The organism is Leclercia tamurae (genome assembly GCF_025566055.1).
Taxonomy (GTDB): domain Bacteria; phylum Pseudomonadota; class Gammaproteobacteria; order Enterobacterales; family Enterobacteriaceae; genus Enterobacter; species Enterobacter tamurae.
The window spans coordinates 1-258 of the sequence record NZ_JAMHKS010000019.1; the positions used below are offsets into that span (position 1 = coordinate 1).

1 rRNA gene is annotated in these 258 nt (G+C 54.3%); it reads right to left on the reverse strand.

The annotated features are described in order from the left end of the window. Positions 1-258 (reverse strand): 23S ribosomal RNA (locus M8318_RS00085); the annotation flags it as partial.

A 258-nucleotide genomic window follows, 5' to 3' on the forward strand; every position in this document is an offset into this window, starting at 1 on the left:
TTTTCGCCTTTCCCTCACGGTACTGGTTCACTATCGGTCAGTCAGGAGTATTTAGCCTTGGAGGATGGTCCCCCCATATTCAGACAGGATACCACGTGTCCCGCCCTACTCTTCGAGTTCACAGCAAATGCATCTTCGTGTACGGGAGTATCACCCTGTACCCTGCGACTTTCCAGACGCTTCCACTGACACACATGCTGATTCAGACTCTGGGCTGCTCCCCGTTCGCTCGCCGCTACTGGGGGAATCTCGGTTGAT